Raw genomic sequence first — 24,223 nt, 5'->3', positions numbered from 1 at the left:
CCATTCTTAGTAGTATCAACAACGACTTATGCACGCAACCGTACGTTCCTGTCGACTTGTACTCACGTCGTTATTACTAATCGGTTGGCTGGGGCCCGCCTGCGCTCAGAAACGGATGTGTATTACCGTTGATGACCTGCCTACGGTTTCGCGGGTTTACCGGACAGCCGCCGGGCAGGACTCGCTGACTGGCCAGTTGTTGGCGCATTTGAAACGACACAACGTACCTGCGATTGGCTTCGTCGTCGGCGAAAAACTGATGAACCAGTCACAACCCGACAAAGCGCAACTACGCCTGTTGACACGCTGGCTGAACGCCGGTATGGAGTTGGGCAATCATACGTTTGCGCACCTGGGGTACAATACGATATCGGCCGCTGCCTACCAGCAAGACGTAGCCGGCGTCGATGCCGTGCTGCGTCCGTTGCTTCGATCGGCTAATCAACGCCTTCGTTATTTTCGGCATCCCTACCTGCAACGCGGTAATACAGTCGGTAAGCGCGATTCGCTGGTTCGTTATCTGGCCAGCCAGCAGTATGTAGAAGCGCCGGTGTCTATCGACAATGCCGATTATCTATTCTCTGCTGCCTACGACGTAGCGTTGCTCCGGAAAGACACCGCCCTGGCCTCATCGGTCGGTAGGCAGTACGTCGATTATATGCTGGCTTGTGTTCACTATTATGAGGCGCAGGCCGACTCCCTGTTCAGGCGCCCCATAGCGCATATTCTGCTAACACATGCCAATACGATCAATTCGCAGTATCTGGGCGACCTACTGGCTCGCCTGACGGCCGAAGGGTATCTGTTTGTCTCGCTGGATGATGCACTTCAGGACGCCGCCTATCAGTCACAAGACGATTACGTGCGCAACGGTGGTATCTCGTGGCTACACCGCTGGGCATTGACACAGGGTAAACGCGGCGCCTTTTTCAAGGGTGAGCCAGAAGTACCCATGGCAATCAATACCCTGGCTACCGGTCAATGAAACGCAGTAAGTAACATCTGTTAATCCTGGACTGGTCGGTTTACGTAATGATTTTCGGGCCGTTTGTGTTCTACACGAAAGCCCTCCGGCACACAACCTGACCGGGTACGTGGCTTTCCAACGCCATGAAGAATATTCCTTTCTCAATTTTAGATCTGGTGCCGGTTACTGAGGGGAGCACCCCCCGGCAGGCACTGCACAATGCGCTCGATCTGGCCCAACACGCCGAACGCTGGGGCTACAACCGCTACTGGCTGGCCGAACACCATAATATGACGGGCGTGGCCAGCGCGGCTACGTCGGTGGGCATTGGCTACATCGCGGGTGGTACGAATACGATACGCGTTGGCTCGGGCGGGATTATGCTACCCAACCACTCGCCGCTGGTTATTGCCGAGCAGTTTGGTACGCTGGCGTCGCTGTACCCCGGCCGGATCGACCTGGGTGTGGGGCGGGCGCCGGGTTCCGATCAGGTAACGGCCCGGGCCATGCGCCGCAACCTGACCGGACCCGATACGTTTCCGCAGGATGTGGTCGAACTCCGTGATTATTTCCAGCCCACCGAACCGGGGCAGGCGGTGCAGGCCGTACCGGGGGCAGGTCTGAACGTACCCATCTGGATATTGGGCTCCAGCCTGTTTGGGGCGCAGCTGGCTGCCATGCTGGGCTTGCCGTTTGCGTTTGCCTCTCATTTTGCGCCCGATGCCCTATTGCAGGCGTTGCACGTGTACCGAACGCAGTTTACCCCGTCGGAGTCGTTGGATAAGCCTTACGTCATGCTGGCGGCCAACGTGGTCGTGGCCGATACCGACGCCGAAGCACAACGCCTGTTTACGTCGGTACAGCAGCAGTTTATTAATCTGCGCCGGGGTGCGCCCGGTATGTTGCCGCCGCCCGTCGATCGCCCCGATCTGCTTCAGTTCGCGGCCGATCAGGCAGGAGCTAGTCATGCGCTGCGGTACGCGATGGTTGGTTCACCCGAAACGGTGCAGCAGGGACTGGCCCGGTTCATCGAGCAACTGCATCCGGATGAACTGATTACGACCGCCCAGATTTTCGACCATACGGCCCGCCTTCGCTCCTTTGAGCTGACGGCTCAGATACGTGACGCGCTGGCTCGCGAGGCGGTTGGGGCAACTGTAGCCGCCTAGGTACGTTGTCTACCAGAACAAGGTATATAAGGTAAGCAGCACCACTGCGATTGCCGCCGATCCGGCCAGAAACGACCGCGACACCCGAAACATGGCTTTGTCGATAGCCAGACCTTTGGGGTTGCCCTCACTGGCCGGGTCGGTGAGCGATATCACGACCATCAGCAGCACGTCGATACAAAAGACCCAGGTGGTGCGGTGAAGGAAGGGGATCTCGGCCGCCCGCTCGCCAACCAGTTCGCTGATGGCCGGCCAGAATTTAAACAGAATCGACAGTGGGATGGTCAGGATGGCGACCGTGAGGGCGGCTCGGTTGGTGGCGCGTTTCCAGAAAAAGCCCAGCGCAAAAATAGCAAACACGCCAGGGGTAAGGAAATTAGTGTACTCCTGAATGTACTGATAGACCTGATCGAACGACCGTAGCATGGGCGCGATGAGAATGGCCACGATAAACGAGACCACTACGGCCCAGCGCCCCACTCGCACCAGCTTCTGCTCCGATGCATCTTTGTCGACAAATTTGCGGTAGATATCGAGCGTAAAAATGGTGGAGATGCTGTTGCATTTGCCCGCCAGCGAGGCCACCACGGCGGCGGTCAAGGCGGCAAAGGCCAACCCTTTCATGCCCGTAGGCAGCAGATTCATCAGTACCGGATACGCATGATCGGGTTTGACGCTACCGTTGGCGTCGGTCATGGCGGTGGCGAAGGTGCCCTCCTGATAGAGCACAAAGGCGGCAATGCCGGGAATCACCACAATAAGCGGGATGAGTAGCTTCAGAAAGGCGGCAAACAGAATGCCATTTCGCGCCGTAGGTAGATCGGCACCCAGCGCGCGCTGTACGATGTACTGGTTACAGCCCCAATAGTAGAGGTTGTTGATCCACATCCCGCCCAGCACCAGCGACATCCCCGGCAGGGCGTTGTAATGCGGGTGCCCTTCGGCAAAAAACATATGGAAATGATCGTCGGCGCGGGTGCGGAGGGTCGCCAGCCCGTTCCAGACGCCATCGACGCCCGATTTGTCGGCCACCAGTTGCAGCGCCAGGTACGTTACCACCAAGCCGCCAAAGATGAGCACTACCACCTGAATCACGTCGGTGTAGCCGATGACATTCATACCGCCGAGCGTGATGAAAATGGCAAAAATGGCTAGCCCGATGGTACAGGTGGTGAACGGAATGCCCGCCAGCGATTCGATGGCGATGGCCCCCAGGTACAGAATCGACGTGAGGTTGACGAGCACATAGACCACCAGCCAGAAGATCGCCAGAATGGTGCTGACGGTATCGGAATACCGTTGCGCCAGAAACTGGGGCATGGTCGAGATGTTGTTTTTGAGGTAGATGGGAATGAAAAATGCCGCTACGATGACGAGCGTAGCCGCCGCGATCCACTCATACGACGAAATGGCCAGCCCCATCGCAAAGCCCGACCCGGCCATGCCGATGAAGTGCTCGGCCGAAATATTGGACGCTATGAGTGACGCCCCGATGGCCCACCAGGTGAGTGACCCTTCGGCCAGAAAAAAATCTTTGGTATTGGTCGCGCCCGACTGCTTCGAGCGGTAAATCCAGTAGCCGTAACCAACGACAACGACAAAATAAATCAGGAAAACTGCGTAGTCGGCGGCAGCGAGGTGGTTCATGAAAGGCAGGCGTTTAGGCTTTAGGTGCTACCAAAAGACAAACTGCCCGTTTCTGTACCCGTTCCGATGTTATCTGTCAGATAATGAGGGTGATACGTGCTTAGTATTTGATCATGAATTCGCCCAGATTGGCCTGTGCGTCGAGGTTCAGTTTCTTACGAAGGCGATACCGTTTCAACTCGACACTGCGGGGCGTTATGTTGAGCAATTGCGCGATTTCCTTTGTCGACAGGTTCATGCGCAGGTAGGCGGCCAGTTTCATGTCACCTTGCCCAAGGTCGGGGTATTGATCGATCAGCCGTTTCAGAAACTGTTCGTGTACCTTGTTGAAATTGGCTTCGAACAATGCCCAGTCCTGCTCGCTGGAAATATTCTGGTCGATCAGCCGGTCGATGCGCTGGAAGTGCTCGCCCGTGCCGCGCCCGCTGACCTGACTCCTTACCTGACCGAGTTCTTCCTTTAACTGCATCAGCAGTTCGTTTTTCTGAATCAGCGTCATGGTCGAGTTGGCCAGTTCTTCCGATTTCTGAATCAGGCCCTGTTCCAACTGCTCTTTCTGCAACAGAATAATCTCCCGCTGACTGGCTTCTTCCTGGCGACGCAGTTGGGCTTCCAACTCGGTACGTAGCTGATGTTGCTTGGTAGCCACGCGGCGTAGGTGCAGCCGGTAGGAGAGGCCCAGCGCGCCAATGCCCAGCAACAGATAGCCCAGCTTACTCCAGACCGACCAGTACCAGGGCGGGCGAATCTCGAAAGCGAGGGTGCTCTCTACCGGGTTGCCGCTAGAGCGCAGATGCAGTACGTAGTGGCCCGCAGGCAGGTTACTAAACTCCTTTTGCTGGATGTGCTGATAAGGCGACCAACCGACCATGTTGTTTTCCAGCCAGTAGCTGTATTGTACCGGCTGTGTGAAGGCAGGCGTGCAGAACGTAACCAGCAGGTTGGCCTGCTTATGGGAAAACGACAGAGTAGCATCGGCCTGTTGTGGTGCCTGAAACGTACGTTGCACGGCGGGCGTGTCGAGGGTCGTAATGCTGCGGATCAGGGATGGGGGAACGGCCGTCCGGCGTAATTGGCTCAGGCCGTGGCGGGGAATCAGTGCAAACCCGTTTTCGCGGCAAAGCCCCAAGTAATTCGTATCGAGGTCGACCAGGGTTTCGTCTTCTTCGACCCACAGATTGGTACGTACCGGAATATCGTGCGCGGTCGTTTGTCCCGCCTGCACATACTGCAAGCGCCCATCCTGATGCAAGAGAAACAGATCGTCGCCCGAGAGTTGAAAAAGCTTCTGGACGCCTGGTTTCAGAAACGGGAAACGCAGCGGCGCCGGGCTGAACTGCTGCCGGGTTGGGTCGAAAACCTGCGCAACAGGGGCGGCTGTCACCACAATCCGGCCCGCCAACTTGGCCAGGTTGGCTGTGGTCGTCTGGAAAGCCGGGGAATCGTAGCTGGTGCTTTTGACAATGCGCTTCAGGTCGGGTGAGAGTTGCAGGCGTTGTATACCCTGGTTTGGCGCTTTGTTGAGCCAGATCGCCCCGGTCTCGTCTTCCTCCAGTTGCCGCACCGGTGCCGAAAAGCCTTCCACAGTATGCGCAAAGGTCCAACTGCCCTGCCTGTCTTTCTGATACACGCATAGCTTGGTATACGTTGCCTGAATCAGTCGATCGGGCTGTTTGGCTAATCGGCGGAGTGACCAACCGCCGGTGATAGGGCACAACAGGCGAGCCGTTGTCCCGTCGATCAGGAACGTACCCCGATTGTGCCCGCACAGCAATTGCCCGTCCTGTACGCTCAGTTGCCAAACCTGGCCCTGAGTACCCGTGATCAACCGAAACGGTAGCTCGGGTCGGCTTAGTGGTTTATAATAAACCCCCTGATTGGTGCCCAGATAGAGGTTACCCTGATGGCGGGCCAGATCGAAGAACGTACCCAGATTGCCGTCGCTGTCGGTAAAGTAGCGGATGGGTGAGCTAAGGTTGATCAGATCGGCACCCTTGTCCATACCAACCCAAAGATTCCGGTCTGCATCATGCCAGAGCGCCAACACCGTGTTGTTCTGCAACCCCGTCTGTTGATTGAACAGGTAGCGGATGCGCCCGTCGGTGGTAGTCACCAGCACACCGTTCAACAGTGTCCCGAACGCATACCCATCTGCTCCTAATTGAATACCCCGGTTGAGCCGGTTCTGCTGAATAAAGGCGTTCAATTGCGCATTGAAGGGCCGAAACGTGCGGCCATCGTAGCGGTAAAGAGCCCGCTCGGTACCGATAAGCCAATCCGTCTCACCCAGCGGTAATAGCGTGTTGATGGTTTCATGCCCCAGAAATTCGCTGCCCGGTATCAGCGTGAACGTCTTCCCGCGCAGTTCATACAAGCCTTTGTCGATGACTTCCACCAGCAACCGGTTCCGCACCGCCCGCACAAACAGCACGTTGCCGGGCGTATGAATCGCTTCGACCCGCCCCTGCCAGTATCGATACATATAGGCAAAGGATTGAAAGAGCGTGCCCTGCGGCGTGACCAGCACGTTCCAGATTTCCTCGTTTCGAAATGCTGGTTCCCTGATCAGCGGGGCCAGCGAATGATACGTTAGTTCGCCGGTCGGGCCGGGTGTCCAGTACCCAAATTCACCCAGAGCGCCCGTAAAAATCCGACCCGTTTCGTCGACCGCCACCGACCGTACCCGCTGCTTTTTGGGTAGTTCGTATACCCGCCACGCACTCCCGTCGTATTCCAGCAAACCCCTCGAATTGGCCAGATACATGAAGCGGGTGCGGGGGTTCTGCGCGATACTCCAGTTCTGGTTATAGGCTCCGTATTTCTGCCGGTTGAAAGACAGGATTTCGGGTCGGCAAAAAGTGTACTCCGACTGGGCGGAGGCCTGATAATCGGCCAACAAAATCCCAAAACACAAACCAACTAGTCGGCCTATGCTTGCCCAGCCTTTCAGCGTGAAGAAAAAAGTTATCAAGACGATATAGAAAGCCATGATGTAGTTGAAACGGGCCTTTTCCGCTCAGAATAGAGGGTATGATGTGGTAATGATGTACCCCCTTTTTAGCCCACAACGATACTTAGACCTACTTTTGTGCAATTATTTATGGGAAAATTATTGCCCATGCGTGCTATCATGAAACACACCTTACAGATCCAGACAATCAGCCTGTTGCTGCTTGTCTTTACCGTCCTGACCGGTGGCTCCACTCGACTTATGGCCCAAACCGGGGCGGGAGGCTTACGTATACAGGGCCGAGTCACCGACAAAGCTACGAATACAGGGCTACCGGGCGTAACGGTTCAGGTTAAAGGCACAACGTTGGGGACCACCACCGATGGCGCTGGAAACTACTCAGTTCAGGCGGCGGTAAATGCTACACTTGTCTTCTCAAGTATAGGTTACACGACGCAGGAAATCGCCGTAGCGAACCGGTCAGAACTGAACGTGATACTGGCCGACGACGCCCGTGCGCTTAACGAGGTCGTTGTCGTGGGGTACGGCACCCAACGTCGGGCCGACGTGACGGGGGCCACAGTCACTATCAAAGGCGACGAACTGGTGAAGCAACCGGTACTGACCGCCACGCAGGCCCTTCAAGGCCGAGCTGCCGGGGTTCAGATTATCAGCAGTGGCCAACCGGGTAGCGCTCCCATCGTTCGCATCCGTGGTACCAGCACAGCGCTGGGCGGAACGGCGGTACTCTACGTAGTGGATGGCGTACTGACCGACGACATCACAAACATCAACACGGCCGACATTGTCAACGTCGACGTACTGAAAGACGCTTCGGCGACGGCTATTTATGGTGCTCGCGGTGCCAATGGCGTCATTATCATCACCACCAAACGGGGTACGGCCGGAAAAATGACTGTTGCTTACAGCGGCAACGCTGGTTTTCGGCTACCGGCCAACCTGGTGCCTATGGCCAACGCTGCTGAATACGCCAACTACGTCAGCACGGCTAGCGGTAATCTGATTACACCCGGCGAAACCTCGACCGACTGGTACGGGCAAATCCTGCGCAACGGCTTTCAGCAGAACCATGGCCTGTCGATCAATGGCGGCACCGACAAGTCGACCTACTTCGTCAGCGCCGGTTATTTCACCGATCAGGGTATTGTGATCAACAATCAGTATAAGCGATTCTCGATCCGGGCCAACAACGACTACACCTTCAATAAGGTAGTGCGGGCGGGTTTCTCGGCCTCTTATGCCAACGGTAACAACCAACTGGCCAACCTGGGCACGGCCTACAACAACGCCTACCGGGCCGCACCAATTATTCCCGCCAAAGTAGGTTCCAAATACGGCAACACGTCGGTCTACCAGAACGTGGGCAACTCGGTGCTCGACATCGAGAAAAACGATAACCTCGCCACCGACAACCGTTTATTGGGGTCGGCCTACCTGGAAATCAAGCCCGTAGAGTGGGTCACCTACCGCACCAACCTAGGCGGCGATTGGATCAACCAGAATAGTCGGGTGTATAACTACCAGTTTAACAACGATACCACCACATTCATCAACCCCGGTGGCAATCAGCGGAACCCGAACAGTAACCTGTCGTTCAGTAACACGCGCGTGTTCCACTGGACATGGGATAACCTGCTGACGTTCAATCGCCGGTTTGGAGCGCATGCGTTTACCCTACTGGTGGGAACCACCGCTGAAACGTACACCTCGACCACGTTTTCGGCCTTCCGCAAGGACGTACCTGCGGCCCAGAATCTGTGGTATATCGGCACGGGCAACGCCAACACCTCGACTAACGACGGCACCGGCGATAAATACACCCGGAATTCGTACATCAGCCGTCTGAACTACAATTTCAACGACAAATACCTGCTGACGGCGACGATGCGGATCGATGGCTCGTCGCGCTTTCCGAGCCAGAACCGCTGGGGCTATTTCCCCTCGGTGGGAGCCGGTTGGTTGCTCACGAGCGAACCCTTTCTGCAAGATCAGCGGCTGTTCGACCTGTTGAAGCTGCGGGCAAGCTGGGGCCGGGTGGGCAACGACCGGATTCCGACCGACGCCTACACCGTGACCGTGCAGCCCAATCTGGCCTATCCGTTTGGCGGTGGGGTGGCAACGCCGGGGAGTGCTATTACGCAGATCAAAGACCCCAACCTGAAGTGGGAGACCACCGAGGAGTTTGACCTGGGTCTGGAATTTGGTCTCCTGAACAGCCGACTGACGGGTGAGATCAACTATTACAATAAAAAAGCCCGCGACCTGCTGATCAACGTGCGGGTGCCGTCGGTGACGGGCGATGCCGATGGCGTCGTGCTGACCAACGCCGCCTCGATCCAGAACCAGGGGCTGGAGGTCACGCTCAACTGGCGGGGTCGCATCAGCAATGACCTGACGTATCGCATCGGCGGCAACGCGACCCTCAATCAGAACAGCGTCATCGGCCTGAACGGTGGGCAACCCATCCTGGATGGCGGCATTGGGGCCAATCAGCAATACACAACCCGTACCGACAACGGGCAACCAGTGGGGAGCTTCTATGTGCTGAATGTGCTGGGCGTTTTTCAGAACGATGCCGACATCAATAATTACAAAAATGCAGCGGGACAGGTCATTCAACCCTCGGCGGCACCGGGCGATTTCCGGTATCAGGATGTGAATGGCGATGGCCGTATCGACGATAACGACCGTGTGTTTGCGGGTTCGTATCAGCCCAAAGCCTATTTCGGGCTGAACCTTGGGCTGACCTACAAAAACCTGGATTTGGGTGTCGATATCTACGGCAACGTGGGCAATCAGGTGTACAACGGCAAACGCGCCTTCCGGCAGAACGTACTCGACAACGTGGAGCGGTCGATGGCCTACAATCGCTGGACGTCGGCTAATGGTTCGCAAACCGAGCCGGGTGCCAACAGTGGTAACCTGCCCCCCTCGACTTACTTCATCGAATCGGGTGATTTTGTGCGGATCAACAACCTCACGCTGGGCTATAAGCTACCCAGCGGTCTGATGGACAAAATCAAAGCCAGCAACGCCCGAATTTTCCTGACGGCGCAGAACATCCTGACGATGAAAAAATACAGCGGCTTCACGGCCGAACTGCCCGGTAACCCAACCAGTCAGGGTATCGAGCTGAATGCCTATCCCACCACCCAGACTTTTGCCATTGGCCTGAACGCCAGCTTTTAAACGTACCTGACGGATGAACCGACTTTCTTTGCTTCTACTCGGCACCACGGCCACCCTGCTGGGCGTTACGGCTTGCCAGAAAAGCTTCCTCGACGTACCTGTGCAGGGGCAGGCCACCACGGCTACCGACCCTAATCTGGCCGTTAACCTGGTCACGGGGGTATACAACAGCCTGTACAACGGCGAGGCCTTCGGCGGAGCGGGCGGCGACGTGCACGGCATCAGCTTCATTGCCGCCACCAATATCATCTCCGATGATGCTGAAAAAGGCAGCACGCCGGGCGATCAGCCCCTGCTGAACGACATCGATAATTTTAACACGACGCCGACCAACAACTTCGTGGCGGCGCTCTGGAACGGCTACTTCAGCGGTATTTCGCGGGCTAATCAGGCGTTGGCCGCTCTGTCGAATGCGGCCCTTAGCCCAACTACCAAAAACCAGCTGATCGGCGAGGTCCGGTTCATTCGGGCCTACTATTACTTCAACCTGGTCCGGTTTTTCGGGAAAGTACCCAAGGTCGTGCGGGTGCCCCTCGACGCGCAGGACGCCAACACCGACCTCGCTTTCCAGACGCGCGCCCCTGTCGATACGATCTACAACGTCATCACGCAGGACCTTCAATTTGCCATCGACAACCTGCCCCTGCGGGCGCAGGCGGCGGTGGGTCATGCCAACAAAGGAGCCGCGCAGGCACTGTTAGCCAAGACGTACCTGTACCGTAAAAACTGGCAGCAGGTCCTGAATCTAACCCAGTCCGTCATCCAGTCGGGGCAGTACTCGCTCATGCCCGACTACACGATCCTGTGGCGCAAAGCGGGCGACAATAACCGGGAATCGATTTTTGAGACGCAGAGCGGTACGTTCAATAATAGCGATCTGGCAGTGGGGGGCTACTGCACCTGGCAAGGACCCCGCGTAGGACCACGCGGCGGCTGGACTGACCTTGGTTTTGGCTTTTGCACACCCACGACCGACCTGGTAAATGCCTACGAGGCGGGCGACCAGCGCAAAGCATCGACCATCATTGCCATCGACCGTAGCGGGCGGGGGCTGGGTACGTTGCTCTACGACGGCTTCCGCCTTCCGAGCGGCGACTCGGTGCAGAACAACTACTACAACTACAAGGCCTACGCCAGTGAGAACCCCAGCGTGGAACCGTATCTGGGCAACCGCGACCGTAAGCAGAAAAACGTGCGCCTGCTCCGCTACGCCGATGTGCTGCTGATGAATGCCGAAGCGGCCAACGAGCTGGGCCAAACCGCGCAGGCCATCACGTACCTGAACCAGATACGTACCCGCGCGGGGCTGGCCGTTACCAAAGCTGCCGGGCAAGCCGACGTGCGCACCGCGATCTGGAACGAGCGTCGGCTCGAACTGGCCATGGAACACGACCGCTTTTTCGATCTCGTCCGGCAGGGGCGGGCGGCGCAGGTAATGCGGGCGCAGGGCAAGGCGTTCGTTGCGGGTAAACACGAATTGCTTCCCGTTCCCAACCTCCAGATTCAGCTAAGCGGCGGCAAGCTCGATCAGAATCCAGGGTACTGATAAAAAGGAGTCATAGCTGTAGATCAACGACAAAACAGAACTCCGTATGAAAACGCTTTTGAGCATTATTGGCCTTACCCTGCTGACTATCAGCTGCAAACATGACCCTGCTACACCAGAAAACGCCTGCACGGCGACCGATCCGCTGGCCATATCATGGGTCAAGGACCTGACAGCATCTCTGGACCAATCGTATTGCATCAGCTCGCTGTTTCAAGGCACGTACAAAGGGCAAACCGTGTACTTCACCCGCATCACGGACCCAGCCTGCGAGTACATCATATTTAGCACAACGTTGCTTGATTGTACTGGTCAGCGGATCAAACAATATGGTTCTTCGCTACGAGAACAACAAGCGTTTAGCTCCGAAGTGGTTGGGGCGAAAACGATATACACAAGTAAGAGACGCTGAAAACATCCCCAGCCAACGCATTAACAACCAATCGATTACCTCTAATACAATTTGTTTATTTTTCAATTTAACTCAAACAGAATCATGAACACTACAACGCAACGTACCTGGGCTATTGCTGCTCTGTTGGCGGGCGCAACGCTCGTTTCGTCCTGCAAAAAAGAAGAGACCGCAACCCTGCCTGCTATTGGCGGGTATAACGCCTCAAATGATATTGCTCCATCTAATCTGCTGGCGAACTGGACATTTGAAGGAAGTCCTAATGAGCGCATCTCTGGAACAGCTCCAGCCAATACGTATGGCTCGGTCAACTATGTTACGGGGGCATCTGGTTCAGGTCAAGCGCTTAATCTTACTACTGGGGCTGTTGTTTATCCTGCGATTGCAAAACTCAATACGGCTGATGCCCTGGCAAGCTATACAATTAGTCTGTGGGTCAATGTCAAAAACAATAAACAGTTCTTCACGTCATTTTTTGGGCTTTTTCCCACAGCAAGTAAAGAGGCATTTGGCAATCTGAGCGCCGGTGCTGAGACGGCTTGGTTTGCACCCAATGCGGCCGCCGATACATTGGTATTGAAAGCTAATTACAAGTCGTTGATGGCTGATGGTAATTTTAATGGTCAAGACAACAGGCCTGATCCTCGAGCATCTACGCCAGTTGGTGTATTTAAGGGAGCGGGCGTATGGAGTCACTTTGTGATTCGATTCGACCCTAATACTCACTTATTAGAGATTTTCGGCAACGGTAAGTCGATTGGAGCATATAATAACAGGGGCGTCAACACGGTTGCCCTCAACATGCTAGTGCCCTGTCAGGCCGTCATTGGGAGTCTGGCAAGTAGTGATATTGGATTTACTCAGGCAGGCCCCCTGCCAGCTTATACTACGAAAGGAACCTTTGCTATTGATAATATCAGAGTCTACAACACACCGTTGAAAGACGCCGATATCAGTGCCCTTTACCAGTTAGAAGCAGTCGGCCGTTAATCATGCATTTTGAGGTCCGGGATTCAACATGATAGATACTGTCCGTGTTGGACTCCGGGCCTCAGAAACTTCTTTCTCAACGCATTGAAAAACAGCATGAACAGAGTCGTTTACTTGGCTGCCCTGTGTGGGTTACTGGCAATCGCCTGTCAGCCGAAACAGAATGTACAGCCGCCCGAATCGTTTTTTTACCGAACTGTGCAGGTCGACGGGCAAACGTCCGCGTCGATGACGTTCCGGGATGCGGGGCTGAAGCCTGTTTTTCGGGTAGCATTTTCGGCCCCGGTCGAACCGACGACGGCTGCCACCGCTATCCGGCTCATTCAGCGGTCCAACGCGCAGGACGTACCGCTGACGGTAACAGCCACCAACGATACGACGCTGACACTGACGCCAAAGAACACACTGAATGCGCTGACGGCCTACACGCTGGAGATTGCCCCGACACTGGTTTCGCGGCGTAATACGGCGCTTAATTCAACCATAACCGTTGGCCTGACAACAGCCCTCGACAGTACCGACAAGTTTCCCCGCCTTAGCGACGACGCACTGCTCGATCTGGTGCAGAAACAGACCTTCCGGTACTTCTGGGACTTCGGCCACCCGGTGTCGGGTATGGCCCGCGAACGCAACTCGTCGGGCGATGTCGTTACCTCAGGAGGAACAGGCTTTGGCGTCATGGCGATTGTCGTGGCCGTCAACCGGCAGTTTATCAGTCGGCAGGATGGATTGGCGCGGCTGTCGAAAATCACGAATTTCCTGTCCGATAAGGCTATTCGCTACCACGGGGCGTTTCCGCACTGGCTCAACGGTGCTACGGGTGCTACTGTACCATTCAGCCAGAAAGATAACGGGGCTGACCTGGTCGAAACCTCGTATCTGATGCAGGGGCTGCTAACCGCCCGGCAGTATTTCAACAGCACGACCAACGCAGAGGAAATTGCCCTGCGCAAAACCATCAACACACTCTGGGACGCAGTGGAGTGGAAGTGGTTCACAAAAGACGGGGCCGAAACCAACCTTTACTGGCACTGGTCACCCAACTACAATTGGGATATGAACCTGCTCGTGCGGGGCTGGAACGAAGCCCTGATTACCTATGCGCTGGCAGCTTCGTCGAACACGTACCCCATCAGCAAAACGGTGTATGACAACAGTTGGGCGCAGAATGGGCGCATGGCGAATGGCAACAGCTATTACGGCATTAAACTACCACTTGGCCCGGCCTACGGTGGTCCACTTTTCTTTTCGCAGTACTCATTTCTGGGCATCAATCCGCATAACCTGACCGACGCCTACGCCGACTACTGGCAGCAGAACACGGCGCACTCGCTTATCAACTATACCTATTGCAAAACCAACCCGAAAGGATTCAGCGGCTACAGTGCCGACTCGTGGGGCCTCACCGCCAGCGACGAGCAGAACGGCTATTCGGCTCACGAGCCCAACAACGACAACGGAACGCTCACGCCAACGGCAGCCCTCTCGGCAATGCCTTTCACACCCACCGAGTCGATGCGGGCGATGCGGTTTTTCTATTACAAACTCGGTGATCGCATCTGGAAAGATCAGGGCTTTACCGACGCCTTTAACCTTACCAACCTGTGGTTTTCCGATCAGTTTCTGGCCATCGATCAGGGGCCCATTATCGGCATGATCGAAAACCACCGGTCAGGCCTGCTTTGGAACCTGTTTATGAGTTGCCCGGAGGTGAAACGGGGTATGAAAACCCTGGGTTTCCAGAGCCCGAACCTCAACTGAGGCCTCTTTCCCGACCACGATGCCAACCGATTCAATCCCACAACTAGCCAACTTCCTCTTGCCTCATGCGGATTCTTGTTCTCTTCTTTCTGACGGTTAGCGTCGGATTCGCACAGCCATATACTTTTACCAAAGCCGACAACGCGTTTCTGGATAGCTTGCAGCGCGATACCTTTCGGTATTTCTGGGAAACGGCCAACCCCGCCAACGGACTTGTTCCCGACCGGGCTCCAACGCCCTCGTTCGCCAGTATCGCAGCCGTTGGCTTTGGCCTGACCTCGTATCTGGTTGGCGTCGAGCGTGGGTACGTTACCCGTGAGCAGGCCGCCGAACGTACCCGGCAGACACTCCGTTTCTTTGCGCAGGCCCCTCAATCCGACAAACCCACCGGCGTGGCGGGCTATAAAGGGTTCTTCTATCATTTTCTGGACATGAAGACCGGCGAACGCTTCAAACAGGTCGAGTTGTCGACGATCGATACGGCGCTGCTGCTGGGCGGTATCTTGAGCAGTCAGACTTATTTCGATCGAAATAACTCCGTCGAAGCGGAAATCCGGAAGCTGGCCGAGCAGATCTACGGCCGTGTCGACTGGACCTGGTTCCAGCACAACAAGCCATTTGTGTCGATGGGCTGGCACCCCGAAAAAGGATTTATCACTAGTGACTGGAAGGGCTACAACGAGGCTATGCTGCTCTACGTGCTGGCGCTTGGCTCTCCGACCCACCCGGTTGGCCCTGAAGTGTGGCCTGCCTGGGTGAAAACCTACGACTGGGCCGCGCCGTTTGGACAAAAGCCGCACGTCAACTTCGACCCGCTGTTTGGCCATCAGTATTCGCACGTCTGGATCGACTTCCGCGGTATTCGCGATAACTACATGCGGTCGAAAGGATTCGATTACGCCGAAAACTCGCGTCGGGCTACCTACGCCAACCGCGCCTATTGCCTAAGCAATCCCGCTGGCTGGCAGGACTACAGCGCCACCATCTGGGGACTGACGGCCTGCGACGGCCCGAAAGACACTACCGTGGTGGGCAAGGCATTCTTCTCCTACCGGGCGCGGGGGGCGGCTATTCAGCAGGTGGTCGATGATGGTACTATAGCCCCTACGGCGGCCGGTGGTTCCCTGCCGTTTGCCCCGGAAATCTGCCTGCCTGCGTTACGGGCGATGAAAGCAAAATACGGCCGTCAGTTATACGGCCCCTATGGATTCCGCGACGCGTTCAACCCGACCTATCGGTATCCATCGGCCTACGCCAACGGCCCGACCACCAACGGCTGGTTTGATATAGATTATCTCGGCATCGATCAGGGGCCGATTCTGCTTATGGCCGAGAACGCCCGCACCGATTTCGTCTGGAACCTGATGAAGCGGAACCCGCACATCCGCCGTGGCCTCGCCCGCGCCGGATTTACCGGCGGCTGGCTGAAGTGAGACGCGAGTGAAACCCGTTCACCAAACTGCAGGAGTGTATATTACAGTTTGTTCAGATCAATGGTGGGCGGCCTGCGTTGGGGCGGTCGCGAAAAGGACGTGCTGATGGGGGTGTACGTGGAGAAGAAACCGCAGTTGCGGAGAAAAAACTGGTTTTGTTGTAGACCGCCTGCGTAGTCCATCCGGTAGGTTTTCCGGGCTGTGTTATCGGCCGTAAACTGAGCATCGGTTAGCTCGTGCCACTGGCCGTCGGTACCACGTACCCACTGGTTACCAAACTTAACTTCGCGCTGAAGGTTACCCGTTTCGGGCGTAAAGTTTTCGAGAAAGGAGTACAGCGACTTCAGGTACGTATTGGTTTTGGGCCGTTTGAAGCTGGCGATGAGCCGCCAAATTGGTTCGCTGGCCGGTTTGAAATAGGCCGTGTACTGCGTATAACCGCCGTCTACAGGCTGGCCATGCAGCAGGAACTGGTACGTCTGTCCGGCTTGCCAGTTATAGCGCAGGTAACTCTGCCCGCCAGATCCTTCGTTGCCGAAGTCGTTGGTCGTGACATCGGTGCCTTTTCGGGCGAGCAGGATTTTCTGGTCGGCGGGAATTTTACTGGGATCGTCGGTTTGAAATGGGCTCCAGACCGAAAACAAAATCCGGCGCTCGGTGGGGGAGTTGACCTGCATCCCGAAGTACCCTTCGCCGAACCCATTGGCCATGAAGTACGAACCAATGACATCGTTGCCTTTCGGTACGGTGACTTCGTTATAGAACCACTCCGCGTCGACGCCGTCTGGAATTGGGTAACGCAGATGCACCGAAGGCCCCCGCCGCCCCCAGTAGAAAAAATTGCCTTCGTTGTTGCGGACAAAGCAGGTACGTTCGTCGACGGCATCGCCGCTGACGCCTAGCTCGCTAACGTCCGCGTAGACGGCCCCCGTCTTGCTGATACCCTCCAGCACGATGGGAACGTACCCAGCCTGCGGGATGATCCACTGCCCCAACGGCCTACTGCTGAAGGACTGCCCCTCTACCTCAACCTCTTTCGACTGCCCCAGCAGCGTAACCCGAAGCCGACTCTTGCCTGCCGGAACACGCAGCAGCGCCGACAAGGCCAACGTACCTGTCCGGTCAAAGCGAACGTAGGTAGTCACCCGGCTCGCCGCAGTGGTCCAGTTGGTTAAGCCTTCCTGCGTGATCGAAGGCCCGTTTTCTGCCGAGCTTGTTACCCAGCTATTGCCGCCCAGCGGAACCGGCAACACAACTGGGGCAGGTACAACGGGAACGAGCGGCGTGGCGGGCATTGGCTGGCTGGCGAGAAGCAGACTTAGGAGATAACTCCGGATTAGAAAAGACATAGACGGTAGATGAAGAGTGCTGGCAATAAACCCAACGGAATCGGTTGCCGGCGTCTGGGATTGACTTGCCAATAGCGAAAAGGCGATCAGAGCGGGATGCAACGGCATGGTGTCACGGCTCAACGCAGCGATTTTAGGGAAGTACGTCGAGTTGTTGAGCGCATCACAAACAGGGTTTATGAACGTCGGATAATCGTTTCGTTGATAGCAACGCTCCGAACGAACACCTAAACCTATTAATGCCAGCACCGGAAGTAAAGGGTTCGGTTTTCATCGACGGGATAAAAAACGGGCTTTCTGGGTGTGCAACCGTTTGTACTACCCTGCGCAATCGTTTGCATGGAATCGAAAAAAATCGTGGAATCTGCCTGATCAATCGACAAAACGATCACAATCATGGCTAGTAGCGTCGGTTCAACAGCAACTGGTCTTTCTTCCTGAATCCTTCACGGCGTGGGCAGCCGACGCAGCAAGTTGTCTAGAAGGCAAACTAATTCGCCTCAAGACCACGACTTATCGGATAAGGCGATCCGGCATCGCATGAGACGACGTTGAAAATAAGTCAGCTGATAGCGATTATGGGCCGTCTGAAGGCCAGGCAGGACGTTGACCCCGCTCACTCGGTACAAATCTGGTAATGGTGCACTCGTTTTTCGCCGACTAGCCGGATCGCATCAGCTCACGTAGTGCGCTTCCGATCGGCCAAACCTAAAAAAGAAAAGGCCCTGACAGAATCTGTCAGGGCCTCCTTAGTAGCGGGAGCTGGACTATCACCTACTTTATTTCTACTTTAGCTTTACGGGCTAAAAACGGATAAAAAGCCTGTAAACCTGTCGTTTAATGTAGAAATGCACGTTATTTATAGTTAAGATAAGTAAGCTTTAATAAGGATAAGTAAAGAAATACCGTACACCATTCCGTACACCAGTATTCATGAACTATCTTTGGTTAACAACAAAAATCTGACTTATAACTATGCCACGTTCATCAAACTCGCCTGTTACGTACATGTTACGCGACCCAAAGGCGACTAAACCAACGCCTATAACATGTGTAGTTCGTTTCAACAATCACCGTATCAACATAGGCACTGGATTCAAAGTGACACCTGAATACTGGAAACCTGTTCTGGAACGTGTTGGAAACTACGTTGCTGCCATTGATAGGCATGCAATTAACGACTGGTTAGATTCTACAGAAACAATTATCAAACGTATCATTACTGATTTAAAAGCTAGTCGTACAGAATTAAATGTAGATAGCGTTAAGCTTCGAATCAAAGAGGCTATTAGACCTGTAGAGGAGGTAAATATTAAAGGAAAAGAGTCTGCTCTATTCAGCTTCATTGCGGATTTCATTGCAGCAGCGCCTAGAAGGGTCAATATAGAAACAGGTAAGCATATACAAAAGCGTACAATACAGAAATATGAAACGGTACTTAAAGTGCTAAAGGAATTTTCAACTGTTTATAGCAATAGAGTTGACTTTGACACTATCGATTTAGATTTCTATGATGCATTCACTACTTATTTGACAGTTACAAAGGAATTCGCAACCAATAATGTAGGTAAGTATCTACAAACATTAAAGGTATTTTTGAACGATGCATCCTCTAGAGGAATTCAAGTTAGACAAGATTACCGAAGTCGTAAATTTAAAGTGGTAAAAGAAGATGCTGATGATATTTATCTAAATGAATCAGAATTACGACAATTATTGAATACAGATTTATCTAAGTCTGAGCGATTAGAAAAGGTAAGAGATCTTTTTCTGGTTGGATGTTATACAGGCTTAAGGTTTTCAGATTTAACCAACTTACGTCCTGAATATATTAAAAATGGAATGATTCGAATAGAGCAACAAAAAAATTCAGGGAAAGTAGTTATACCATGTCATGAAGTTGTTCTTGATATGTTAAGAAAATACGATGGTAAATTGCCTCGGAGTATAAGTAATCAGAAGATGAACGATTACCTTAAAGAGGTTTGCAAAATGGCTAGTATCAATAGTATAGAAACCAAGTCACAGACGAAAGCTGGTAAGAGAGTTACCAAATCATTTGAAAAATGGGAATTAGTTAGTACCCACACAGCAAGGAGATCATTTGCTACAAACATGTATTTAATGGGTATTCCTGCTATGACAATCATGAAGATTACCGGACATAAAACTGAAAGATCTTTCATGAAGTATATAAAACTTGATGAAGAGCAGCACGCAAAAGTAATGGCCAGATATTGGGATAAATTTGTTACTCAGGTAAAGGATTTATGAAAATTATTAGAATTTTATTGTCTTTTAAAATTGTTTATTATTTACAACTCAGTCTTTGGCATTATTTTACTCGCTTGAAAATAAACGATCAATTACAACTTGCATCTTTTTACTTCTTTCCTCATCGTAAGATGACTTGAAGGCAATTGTAAAGAAATAATCACTGCTTATAGAGGTTCTATCATTTGGGTTATTTGTAACTAAAGTCGCAGTGATAAAACTGTCTTTTATTCGTTTGGCATACAGTTTTATTATTGATTTATTGTTACTAATACTGGTAGACAAAAATTTAAATCCTGTTGAGCCTAGCTGCGTTAATAACTTGTCATGTATACCCTTTTCGTCAAATGTAAATATCGTGAATTTTTCATTAGTAGGAATAGTTAAAGTATACCAAGGATTTCTTCCAACTAAATTGTAAGCAAACTCTACATCTGTACCTGAACTATCTGTTCCAGTAAACTGCCAGCCTTCCTTTGAAAGAATAGCTTCAGCTTTACCAAAGTCCACTGTTGTAAGTAAAATTAGTTTGTCAACGGAGGGAGCTTTCTGAATTTTGACTAACCTATTTTGCGCTTCTATCCTTTGTAGATTTTTTAAAGTTTGAGTGAAAGAATCGTTTGAGGATGATTTTCTCTGAGCGTATACTGGCGCAATCACAGTAGCTAACAAACTAATGCCAGTTAAAAGTATCTTATGCATCGTATTGGATGTTGTGGAGATAATATGAAAAGATATTGCCTTGTAGTCAATAAATCTAACGGTTATTACCCGTGTCAACAAATCCGATGACATCTATTTTTTATAAGGTAAGCAACTTGGCCTTGCGCGTTAGCAATGGACAAGCAAACTTACCTGATACACCTTGGGAGAAATATAGTACGCATCCGTACCGTAAAGGGATGGTCGCAGTCTGATCTTGCTCGCGCAACCGAAAAAGATCGACAGTCTATAGAGAGGCTTGAAAACGGCAAAGTAAATCCTTCTATCTATTATCTCTATGAAATAGCACTTGCTCTTAAAGTTTCAGTACCTGAACTTTTAAGCTTCGAGATAAATAATCTATGATAGATATTTTTTCTGAATAGTTTAATACAATGAGATTAGTCGTCAATTAATGAAATCAATGATTCATCTATTTCTTCACTAATTGAAAGTATTTTAAATATTGCTACCTTTATTTCTGTTGATTTTTTGCTAGAAATATTATGCTGATCTATTTCTGCTAAAATGCTTAATAATGTATCTTTGACTAACTCGTTTTTTTGAAGTATTAATTTCAAGGCCATAGTTTTAATTTAGATTTTGTAACAAATCATAAAGGTATAATTGATTCTTCACATTACAAATGAATGATGAAAAAAACAATTATACCTTCTCCAGAAATCTGCCTGAAAATAACCTATATTATCTACTAATCTTCCAAATTTATTTCACCGTTTATCGACAAAATATAATTCATAACTTTTTGATCTAGTTCAACAAGTGGATGATTTTCAGGAGAATTGACTTTTGATGTTTTCATTAATTCAGCTAGTTTCCTGTTGCAATAGTTAAATTTATTTTTGCTTAAAGTACCTGCATTGTAACTAGATTTGATTGTTTGCTTACAAATATTATAACCTAAGTTAGTGATTCCAGAATTTTGTAAGTCGTTGAAAGAGTAAATGTTCTTCATTACAGGGCTGTAATCTTTTTCAATACTTACGTAATCATCATACCATATTTTGTACAATAAATTTAGGTTATTAATTAGGTAAGACAATTTTGGGCTTTTGGAATGAAAATGTTTTTTTCTAAAAGATTCTGAATTCGTCTTTTTCTCAATTCTTAGAATATTTTCGCCTGATTCATTGTTACTTTCTACAGATTTATTGTAGAAAGACATTTGATTGTTAGTGTTTCCAATTGCCACTGATATTGATTTGCCCGAAACTATAGTTTTCTTTTTGCCCTTTTTACCCATTATAAATGAGCAGTAGACATCTGCTGAATTCTTTAAAACAAAATTTAAGCCAAACTCTAGTTTTGTAAAGTGTGCGTCACTCCAATCAATTGTCGGTATTCGAGATTGTAATTTCTCAAATGCTAATTTTATTTGATCGTTTGTAAATTCTTTATCATTATTACCATGATAAAATTTCCAAAGACTTCCTTCCATACATATGCCATAATAGTTTGACCAGAATTTGAAACCGTTGAAATTCCCTTCAATTACTTCGGTAGATTGGTTCATAAGTTCCATTTCAGTCCTAAGTGTAGTTTTAATTTTTGGATAGTAATTGTCTTTTAAAAAGGCGTCAGTTACTTCCTTTTCTGTGAAATTTTTCCAACTGTAAATTATTCTTATTGTATCTAACATGCGCGTAATTTTAAACTTTTTTGTTCTTGTTATTTTGAATATTATATTCAATTGGTTTTTGCTGAGTAAAATTATTTGTAATAGACGTCAAGTAGGATATCTATTATAATTATTAATTCTCTTACTGATTCATGTAAATCTATCATGCTATTTATTTGATCATTTGAATATGTCTTATTGTATGACGCTTGGGCAGATGTTGATAAACTTTGAAGGTGTATTTTAAGATATTCCTTTAGTGATCTAATTTCATTGCGTAAAAGTTCATATTCTTGAGTATTTATTTTTCTTATTCTTCTATTCATAAATTTTCTGTATTGATTTTTTTAAAATGTGAGAAGGAATTTATTTCTTTTTTTTACATGTGTAGGGTTTAGTTGGTCTAATTGCTGATTCTATTGATGACTGTTTGTAAAAAACTTTACCTCCGATACTGTGAGCCTGTAAAATTCCTTTGTTAGTCCAATCATGTAATGTAGTCATGGAAATGTCGAAATATTTTGCTGTTTGTTGTCGTGAGAATAATTTATCTTGACTACCAACATTTTTTGAACTCGACATGATGCGATTAACTTCATCAATAACTGTCTGCTTTATTTGATTAATTAGGAATTGAGAATCACAATTTTCAACGACCATCTGTGTAATTTTTTGAGACATATTTTCTTTGTGTTAGTGTAAATGGCAAACTTGAGCCTATGTCAAAAAGTTCGCTTAATTGTAATTGTATCTTTTTTGTGTATTAGGTCACATATAGCATTATTTTGATTATATCTATTTTTGCAATATAATATTCTGATAATTTATACTTTTTCAAATTTATAATCTTACATTTTGTTAATTATTGAACAAAAAATAAATGACTATAAATTTGTTTTGTTCGAAATAATTCTTATGAAAATTTTTAATTAAAAATATTGAGCTAGTTAATAAAGTATATAGACTTTATCTTTTAATGGCCCTACTTATTGTATTAGTAACTGTTTTATTAAAAATTCATAGATAAAATTCGGGCCATTTTTTGGCACCCTCTTCATGTAATTTATTCATAATGCCTTTTTGTAAAGCTAAATTTCTGATGTAATCTTTTTTTTCTTCTTCTGTAGATAATTTCTCGCAAAAATCTACTTCGTCATTTGATAAATCAAATATCGTTTCTATTGTTTCATTTTTATTACTTATCCAAGCCTTGACCTTGTTGCTGAATTTTTCAGATCCAAATAAATTAATTTTCTGTTCTTTTAATGATTTTTTAATTAAGTTTTTTTGCTGAATTAAATTTTCTATGAATTTAGTGCTAACATCTTTATCATGAATGGAAGTATATTGATTGTATTCATCCTGTGTAAGTTTCAACTTCACTTTAGTTTCTCTATTGTTTTCTTTATTTAAAAGTTTTCCAGTTATTTCATATTCGTTTTCGATGGGTTCTATTTTATTTTTTTTCATAATTATATTTTTCCATTCTAAATGTAAAGGTTGGTTTTGTGCCTGATGTGGCAAAGAGATTCATTTTTGCTATGCCGTTATGATCGTTGGCACGCGGGATAATTACGTCTCTATTATATTTAAAATGTTTTGGTTCTTTTAATATTTTATATTTAACCATCAAGGTGTAATAGTTATTAATAACATTAGTCAAAACTTCGAGTAAATCCCTTTCTCTGCCATCATCTAAAGTCAATAATATCATTTTTTCTGCTTCTGTATATTTTCCAATAAAATCCTTAAACTCAATAATGCACAGTACTTCTTGTACTTGATTGATATTGGATAATGAAATTTTCCCTCTATTAATTTTTCTGTGCTTATGCACATTAACCACATCTTTCAAAAGTGAATAGTCTGAACAGTCTCGTTTTATTTCTTCGTTAAATTCTTTATTAAAATCTTTTGATAAATAATCTGCTAGGTGTTCGCCAAAATGATACATCGGAGTTGCGCATTCCATAGCTTTCCTTAAATCAGTACTGTCCCCCATATGCATATTTTTCTTTATACTTAAATATGATAGATAGGATTGTTGTACCTCAAGCAGGAATTGAGTTTTAATGTCAGAATGCATGATTTTTTAATTTTAATAAGAATTTACAAAAAAATAACCCATAAAAGATATGAGTTAAATTGTGATCATGCAGGTTTGTTGGTAATAA

At 49.6% G+C, this 24,223-nt stretch carries 19 protein-coding genes; 10 read left to right on the top strand and 9 right to left on the bottom strand.

Going from position 1 to position 24,223, the window contains the following annotated elements; genetic code table 11:
* Positions 1-28: 28 nt before the first annotated feature.
* On the top strand, positions 29-985 hold the full coding sequence (locus ACAW74_RS06525; protein ID WP_370697405.1) for a polysaccharide deacetylase family protein: 957 nt from the start codon (positions 29-31) through the stop codon (positions 983-985).
* A gap of 125 nt (positions 986-1,110) precedes the next feature.
* The gene (locus tag ACAW74_RS06520) at positions 1,111-2,136 is read left to right on the top strand and encodes an LLM class flavin-dependent oxidoreductase (RefSeq protein WP_370697404.1); all 1,026 of its coding nucleotides are present in this window, start codon (positions 1,111-1,113) and stop codon (positions 2,134-2,136) included.
* Positions 2,137-2,145: 9 nt separating this feature from the next.
* On the opposite strand, the gene ACAW74_RS06515 is transcribed toward ACAW74_RS06520, so the two are convergent.
* The gene (locus ACAW74_RS06515) at positions 2,146-3,783 is read right to left on the bottom strand and encodes a sodium/sugar symporter (protein ID WP_370697403.1); all 1,638 of its coding nucleotides are present in this window, start codon (positions 3,781-3,783) and stop codon (positions 2,146-2,148) included.
* Between the two features lie 100 nt (positions 3,784-3,883).
* On the bottom strand, positions 3,884-6,772 hold the full coding sequence (locus ACAW74_RS06510) for a hypothetical protein (RefSeq protein WP_370697402.1): 2,889 nt from the start codon (positions 6,770-6,772) through the stop codon (positions 3,884-3,886).
* A 141-nt stretch (positions 6,773-6,913) separates the two neighbouring features.
* Between ACAW74_RS06510 and ACAW74_RS06505 the strand changes: the two genes are divergently transcribed.
* The 6 genes from ACAW74_RS06505 (at position 6,914) to ACAW74_RS06480 (ending at position 16,085) form a co-directional block, all read left to right on the top strand.
* Complete coding sequence (locus tag ACAW74_RS06505; RefSeq protein ID WP_370697401.1) at positions 6,914-9,943, top strand: SusC/RagA family TonB-linked outer membrane protein; 3,030 nt, start codon at positions 6,914-6,916, stop codon at positions 9,941-9,943.
* Positions 9,944-9,956: 13 nt separating this feature from the next.
* Complete coding sequence (locus ACAW74_RS06500) at positions 9,957-11,489, top strand: RagB/SusD family nutrient uptake outer membrane protein (RefSeq protein ID WP_370697400.1); 1,533 nt, start codon at positions 9,957-9,959, stop codon at positions 11,487-11,489.
* 46 nt (positions 11,490-11,535) lie between these two features.
* Positions 11,536-11,901: a hypothetical protein gene (locus ACAW74_RS06495; protein ID WP_370697399.1), complete on the top strand. Its 366-nt coding sequence runs from the start codon at positions 11,536-11,538 to the stop codon at positions 11,899-11,901.
* 84 nt (positions 11,902-11,985) lie between these two features.
* Positions 11,986-12,891, top strand: coding sequence for a LamG-like jellyroll fold domain-containing protein (locus ACAW74_RS06490; protein WP_370697398.1), 906 nt, complete (start codon positions 11,986-11,988; stop codon positions 12,889-12,891).
* A 96-nt stretch (positions 12,892-12,987) separates the two neighbouring features.
* A complete protein-coding gene (locus tag ACAW74_RS06485) occupies positions 12,988-14,652 on the top strand; it encodes a glucoamylase family protein (RefSeq protein WP_370697397.1) in 1,665 nt (554 codons plus the stop codon).
* A gap of 65 nt (positions 14,653-14,717) precedes the next feature.
* Positions 14,718-16,085, top strand: a complete 1,368-nt coding sequence (locus ACAW74_RS06480; protein WP_370697396.1) for a glucoamylase family protein — start codon at positions 14,718-14,720, stop codon at positions 16,083-16,085.
* Between the two features lie 41 nt (positions 16,086-16,126).
* Here ACAW74_RS06480 and ACAW74_RS06475 read toward each other — a convergent pair whose 3' ends face one another.
* Entirely contained in the window at positions 16,127-17,434 is a 1,308-nt protein-coding gene (locus ACAW74_RS06475; protein WP_370697395.1) for a DUF3472 domain-containing protein, read from the bottom strand.
* 975 nt (positions 17,435-18,409) lie between these two features.
* Here ACAW74_RS06475 and ACAW74_RS06470 point away from each other — a divergent pair.
* Complete coding sequence (locus ACAW74_RS06470; RefSeq protein ID WP_370697394.1) at positions 18,410-19,708, top strand: site-specific integrase; 1,299 nt, start codon at positions 18,410-18,412, stop codon at positions 19,706-19,708.
* A 66-nt stretch (positions 19,709-19,774) separates the two neighbouring features.
* On the opposite strand, the gene ACAW74_RS06465 is transcribed toward ACAW74_RS06470, so the two are convergent.
* Complete coding sequence (locus ACAW74_RS06465; protein WP_370697393.1) at positions 19,775-20,410, bottom strand: hypothetical protein; 636 nt, start codon at positions 20,408-20,410, stop codon at positions 19,775-19,777.
* A gap of 135 nt (positions 20,411-20,545) precedes the next feature.
* Here ACAW74_RS06465 and ACAW74_RS06460 point away from each other — a divergent pair, with 135 nt between their 5' ends.
* Complete coding sequence (locus ACAW74_RS06460) at positions 20,546-20,776, top strand: helix-turn-helix transcriptional regulator (RefSeq protein WP_370697392.1); 231 nt, start codon at positions 20,546-20,548, stop codon at positions 20,774-20,776.
* 35 nt (positions 20,777-20,811) lie between these two features.
* Here ACAW74_RS06460 and ACAW74_RS06455 read toward each other — a convergent pair whose 3' ends face one another.
* The 5 genes from ACAW74_RS06455 to ACAW74_RS06435 all read right to left on the bottom strand — a co-directional run bounded on the left by ACAW74_RS06455 (position 20,812) and on the right by ACAW74_RS06435 (position 24,135).
* Positions 20,812-20,997: a hypothetical protein gene (locus ACAW74_RS06455; protein WP_370697391.1), complete on the bottom strand. Its 186-nt coding sequence runs from the start codon at positions 20,995-20,997 to the stop codon at positions 20,812-20,814.
* 125 nt (positions 20,998-21,122) lie between these two features.
* Positions 21,123-22,070: a hypothetical protein gene (locus ACAW74_RS06450; protein WP_370697390.1), complete on the bottom strand. Its 948-nt coding sequence runs from the start codon at positions 22,068-22,070 to the stop codon at positions 21,123-21,125.
* Between the two features lie 345 nt (positions 22,071-22,415).
* Positions 22,416-22,730, bottom strand: coding sequence for a helix-turn-helix domain-containing protein (locus ACAW74_RS06445; RefSeq protein ID WP_370697389.1), 315 nt, complete (start codon positions 22,728-22,730; stop codon positions 22,416-22,418).
* Between the two features lie 336 nt (positions 22,731-23,066).
* Positions 23,067-23,519 carry a hypothetical protein gene (locus ACAW74_RS06440; RefSeq protein ID WP_370697388.1) on the bottom strand — a complete coding sequence of 151 codons (453 nt, stop codon included), beginning with the start codon at positions 23,517-23,519 and terminating at the stop codon, positions 23,067-23,069.
* Complete coding sequence (locus tag ACAW74_RS06435) at positions 23,506-24,135, bottom strand: hypothetical protein (RefSeq protein ID WP_370697387.1); 630 nt, start codon at positions 24,133-24,135, stop codon at positions 23,506-23,508. The genes ACAW74_RS06440 and ACAW74_RS06435 overlap by 14 nt, the downstream gene beginning before the upstream one ends.
* Positions 24,136-24,223: the final 88 nt, after the last annotated feature.

This window comes from Fibrella musci, from assembly GCF_041321105.1.
GTDB classification, from domain to species: Bacteria; Bacteroidota; Bacteroidia; order Cytophagales; family Spirosomataceae; genus Fibrella; species Fibrella musci.
Note: the sequence above shows the minus strand (reverse complement) of the source record. Positions and strands in the feature narration are given on the sequence as shown.